Annotated in this window: 4 protein-coding genes; 1 reads left to right on the top strand and 3 read right to left on the bottom strand. The window is 71.9% G+C overall.

What is annotated here, in order from left to right:
• Positions 1–796, top strand: a 796-nt coding sequence (locus C667_RS20530; protein WP_004380926.1) for a pseudouridine synthase, incomplete at its 5' end; no start/stop codon positions are given.
• A 71-nt stretch (positions 797–867) separates the two neighbouring features.
• Here the strand turns inward: C667_RS20530 and C667_RS20525 are convergent.
• The 3 genes from C667_RS20525 to pbpG form a co-directional block, all read right to left on the bottom strand.
• Positions 868–1,482 carry an indolepyruvate oxidoreductase subunit beta gene (locus tag C667_RS20525; protein ID WP_004380924.1) on the bottom strand — a complete coding sequence of 205 codons (615 nt, stop codon included), beginning with the start codon at positions 1,480–1,482 and terminating at the stop codon, positions 868–870.
• Positions 1,483–1,492: 10 nt separating this feature from the next.
• Positions 1,493–3,367: a thiamine pyrophosphate-dependent enzyme gene (locus C667_RS20520; protein WP_004380922.1), complete on the bottom strand. Its 1,875-nt coding sequence runs from the start codon at positions 3,365–3,367 to the stop codon at positions 1,493–1,495.
• A gap of 220 nt (positions 3,368–3,587) precedes the next feature.
• Positions 3,588–4,488 (bottom strand): D-alanyl-D-alanine endopeptidase (pbpG, locus tag C667_RS20515; protein ID WP_004380920.1); only part of this gene is annotated, 901 nt, incomplete at its 5' end.

Raw genomic sequence — 4,488 nt, 5'->3', positions numbered from 1 at the left:
CTCCTACGAGGCGCGCGCCGCGGCCGCAGCCGCCGTCGCCGAGGCGGCGCAGGCGCGTGCCGCCGTCGAGGGCGTGCGGCTGTCCAAGCTGATGGCCGAGCGCGGGATCTGCTCGCGCCGCGAGGCCGACGAGTTCATCGAGCGCGGCTGGGTCTTCGTCGATGGCCGGCGGGTGTCGGAGCTCGGCGTGCGGGTCGCCGAGGATGTCCGCATCCACCTCGCCCCCGAGGCCACGCGCACCCAGCAGCAGCGCGCGACCATCCTGCTGCACAAGCCGGTGGGCTACGTCTCCGGCCAGCCAGAGCCGGGCTACGCCCCGGCGGTGAGCCTGATCGGCCCCGACAACCAGGCCGACCGCGACACCGCGCAGCGCTTCCACCCCAGCCACCTGAAGAACCTCGCCCCCGCGGGCCGGCTCGACATCGACTCCACCGGCCTGCTGGTGTTGACCCAGGACGGCCGCGTCGCCCGCCAGCTCATCGGCGAGGACTCCAAGGTCGAGAAGGAGTACATCGTCCGCGTCGAGGGCAGGCTGGCCGAGAACGGACTCGCGCTGCTGAACCACGGGCTGTGGCTGGACGATCGCCCCCTGCGCCCGGCCGAGGTCGAATGGATCAACGACGAGCAGCTGCGCTTCGTGCTGCGCGAGGGCCGCAAGCGCCAGATCCGCCGCATGTGCGAGCTGGTGGGGCTGAAGGTGGTGGGCCTGAAGCGCGTGCGCATCGGCCGGGTGAAGCTGGGCGATCTGCCGCTGGGGCAGTGGCGCTTCCTGCGCGAGGACGAGCGCTTCGGCTAGCAGCTCGGGGCCCAGGCCCGGGGCCCGACGAGCTCCCCGGAGCGCTCCGGCGCCCCGGGAGAGGCCGCGGGTCAGGCGGTCGCCCGGGCGGGGGCGGGCTCGGCGACCGCGGCGCGGCCGAGCTCGAAGGCCTGGCGGTTGAGCTCCAGCAGCTCGGGCTTGCGCGCACCGAAGCGCTCGAGCACGGCCTTGCGCAGCACGTCGGCCGGGAAGGGAAGGCGGTCCGACATCGCGCCCAGCATCACGGTGTTGCCGAGGCGGATGTTGCCGAGCTGCATCGCGAGCGCGCTGGCGTCGAAGTCGAACACCGCGAGGCCGAGCCTGCGCATCTCGGCGATCGGGTCCTCGGGGTAGTCGTACAGGCCGATGGTCACCACCGGCGGCACGAAGCGGCCCTGGTTGACCAGCGCGACCCCGCCCGGCTTGAGCATGTGCGCCCAGCGCAGGGCCTCGGCGGCCTCGAAGCCGACCAGCAGGTCGGCCTCGCCCGGCATGATCTGCGGCGACAGCACCTGGGGGCCGAAGCGCAGGTGCGAGGTCACCACCCCGCCGCGCTGGCTCATGCCGGCGACCTCGGTCTTCTTGACGTCGAAGCCGAGCGACAGCGCCGCCTCGGCGAGGATCTCGGTGGCGGTCATCACGCCCTGGCCGCCGATGCCGCAAACGGCGATGTTGGTGATGGTCATTGCGGGCTCCTCAGATCTTGGCGTGCAGGAACTTCACCGGATGCTCCGGCAGGGCATGGACGATGGCCTCGGGCGCGCAGGGCTGCACGCACAGGCCGCAGCCGGTACAGGCCGAGGTCTCGATGCGCACGAAGGCGAGCTCGACTTCCTTGCCCGAGGGCTTGACCTGGGTCTCGCGCCGGGTGACGTGGATCGCCGGGCAGCCGACGTCGATGCAGTTGGCGCAGCCGGTGCACTTGTCGGCGATGACCTTGTAGGGCTGGGTCGGCTTGTAGTCGTCGATGAGCACGCAGGGCCGGTCGGTGATGATCACCGAGGGCTCGGGCACCTTGATCTCGTCGCGCAGGGTCTTGAACAGCGTCGGCAGCTCGTAGGGGTCGAGGGTGTGGATGCGCTCCTTCTTGACGCCGAGCGCCTCGCACAGCTTGGCGAAGTCGACCCGCTGCGCGCTGTCGCCGTGGATGTCGCGGCCGGTGCCGGGGTTGTCCTGGCCGCCGGTCATGCCCACCGCGCGGTTGTCGAGCAGCAGCACGGTGACGTTGCCGCGGTTCCAGGTGATGTCGAGCAGGCCCTGCATGCCCATGTGCATGAAGGTGGAGTCGCCGATCACCGCGATCACCGCCTTCTTGGCGTCGGCCGGGCCGCGGCCCTTGTCCATGCCGAGCGCGACGCCCATCGAGGCGCCCATCGAGATGCAGGTGTCGAGCGCGTTCCAGGGGTGGCCGGCGCCCAGGGTGTAGCAGCCGATGTCGCCCGAGATGGTGAGGTTGCGCAGCTGCGCGAGGGTGTAATAGATGCCCAGGTGCGGACAGGCGACGCACATGGTGGGCGGGCGCGGGAAGACCTGCTGCGGCACCAGGCGGGGCTGGGCGCTGGCGGGGACCTCCTCGCCGCGCAGGCGGGCCACCGCCGGGCGCAGGCGATCGGGCGAGAGCTCGCCGACGCGCGGCAGCACGTCCTTGCCCGCACAGGCGATGCCGGCGGCGCGCAGCTCGCTCTCGACCAGGGGCTCGGTCTCCTCGACCACCAGCAGCTGGTCGACGCCGGCGGCGAACTCGCGCAGGCGCTCGAGCGGCAGCGGGTAGGACTGGCCGAGCTTGAACACCGGCGCCTCAGGGAAGGTCTCGCGCACGTGCATGTAGGCCGGGCCCGAGGTCACGAAGCCGATGCGCCGGTCGCCCCCCTCGACGAGCAGGTTGAACGGGCTCTGCGCCGCGGAGGCGCGCAGGGCCTCCTCGCGCTCGTACATCAGCGCCACGCGCGGCTTGGCGTGGCCGGGCACCATCACCCAGCGCTGCGGATCCTTGACGAAGCCGGCGGGCTCGTGGGCCTCGCGCTCGGCCGGGACGACGCGGCCCTTGACGTGGCAGATGCGGGTGGTCATGCGCACGATCGCCGGGCAGCGGAAGCGCTCGGACACCGCGAAGGCCTCGCGCGCCATGTCGTAGGACTCCTGCGCGTCGGCGGGCTCGAACAGCGGCAGGTGGGCGAAGCGCGCCCAGAAGCGCGAGTCCTGCTCGTTCTGCGACGAGGACATGCCGACGTCGTCGGCGACGGCGATCACCAAGCCGCCTTCGGTGCCGGTGACGGTCATCGTCATCAGCGCGTCGGCGGCGACGTTGAGCCCGACGTGCTTCATCGCGCAGAAGGCGCGCGCACCCACCATCGACGCACCGAGCGCGACCTCGAGCGAGACCTTCTCGTTCACCGACCACTCGGTATACAGGTCGGGAAAGCGCGACAGCTCTTCGAGGATCTCGGTCGCCGGGGTGCCCGGATAGGCGGCGGCGACGCGACAGCCGGCGTCGCGCACGGCGAGCGCCACGGCCTCGTTGCCGGACAGGAACAGGCGGCTCGGGGCGGTTTCGGGCAGGGCAGCACCCATGGGGAGATCCTCTCTGGTGGGTTCGGGGTCGGAACCCGCGAGCTTAGTGAGCGCCCTGCCCGGCGCCATTGACGAAGATCAACCGCCCCGCAGTCGCGGGCCCCGCCGAGCGCCCGCCCGGCGCCGGCGATGCCGGGCGAGGACGTGCTGTCCCGCAAACGGGACGCGGGGCCTGCCCCACCGGGCGGCCCCGCGTCTTCGAGCTGCGCGGTCGGGAAGCTCAGCCGCCCGCGCCCTGCGCCGCAGCCGCCAGGCGCTGGGTGGCGGCCTGCTCGAGCCACTTGCGCACGCGCTTGGCGTCGGCGGTGCGGGTGTAGCGGCCGTAGGAGTCCATCAGCACCATCACCACCGGCTGCTGGTGCAGCCAGGTCTGCATCACCAGGCAGCGCCCCGCCTCGGAGATGTAGCCGGTCTTGGAGACGCTGATCGTCCACTCGGGGCTGCGCACCAGCGAGTTGGTGTTGCCGAAGCGCAGCATGCGGCCGTGCACCGGGACATAGCGCTCGTGCGCGGTGGAGAACTCGCGGATCAGCGGATAGGACGCGGAGGCCGCGACCATCTTGGCGAGGTCGCGCGGGCTGGAGACGTTGGCCGGGTTGAGCCCGGTGCTGTCGTGGAAGCGGGTGTTCCACAGGCCGAGCAGGCGCGCCTTGACGTTCATCGCCTCGACGAAGGCAGCCTCCCCGCCCGGATAGTGACGGGCCAGCGACGAGGCCGCACGGTTCTCGGAGGACATCAGCGCGAGCTGCAGCATCTCCTCGCGCGACAGCGTGGTGCCGAGCGCGAGCCGCGAGCTGGTACCCTTGAGCTGGTCGATGTCCTCCTCGGAGATCACCACCGGCTCGGACAGGCTCTGCCCGGCGTCGAGCACCACCATCGCGGTCATCAGCTTGGTGATCGAGGCGATCGGCAGCACCTCGGTGGCGTTGCGTTCGAGCAGCACCTCGCCGGTGCGCTGGTTGATCACGTAGAAGGCGCTCGAGCCGAGCACCGGCATGCCGTTGCCGTCGAGGGCGAGCGGCGCATCGGGCTCGTCGGCGAGCACCGCCGCGGGCGCGGCGAGCGCGGCGGCGGCGACCGCCGGCTTGCGCAGGCTCACCCGCATCGCCGGGGCCTTGCCG

The organism is Thauera phenylacetica B4P (assembly GCF_000310225.1).
In the GTDB taxonomy this organism is placed as follows: Bacteria; Pseudomonadota; Gammaproteobacteria; order Burkholderiales; family Rhodocyclaceae; genus Thauera; species Thauera phenylacetica.
Note: the sequence above shows the minus strand (reverse complement) of the source record. Positions and strands in the feature narration are given on the sequence as shown.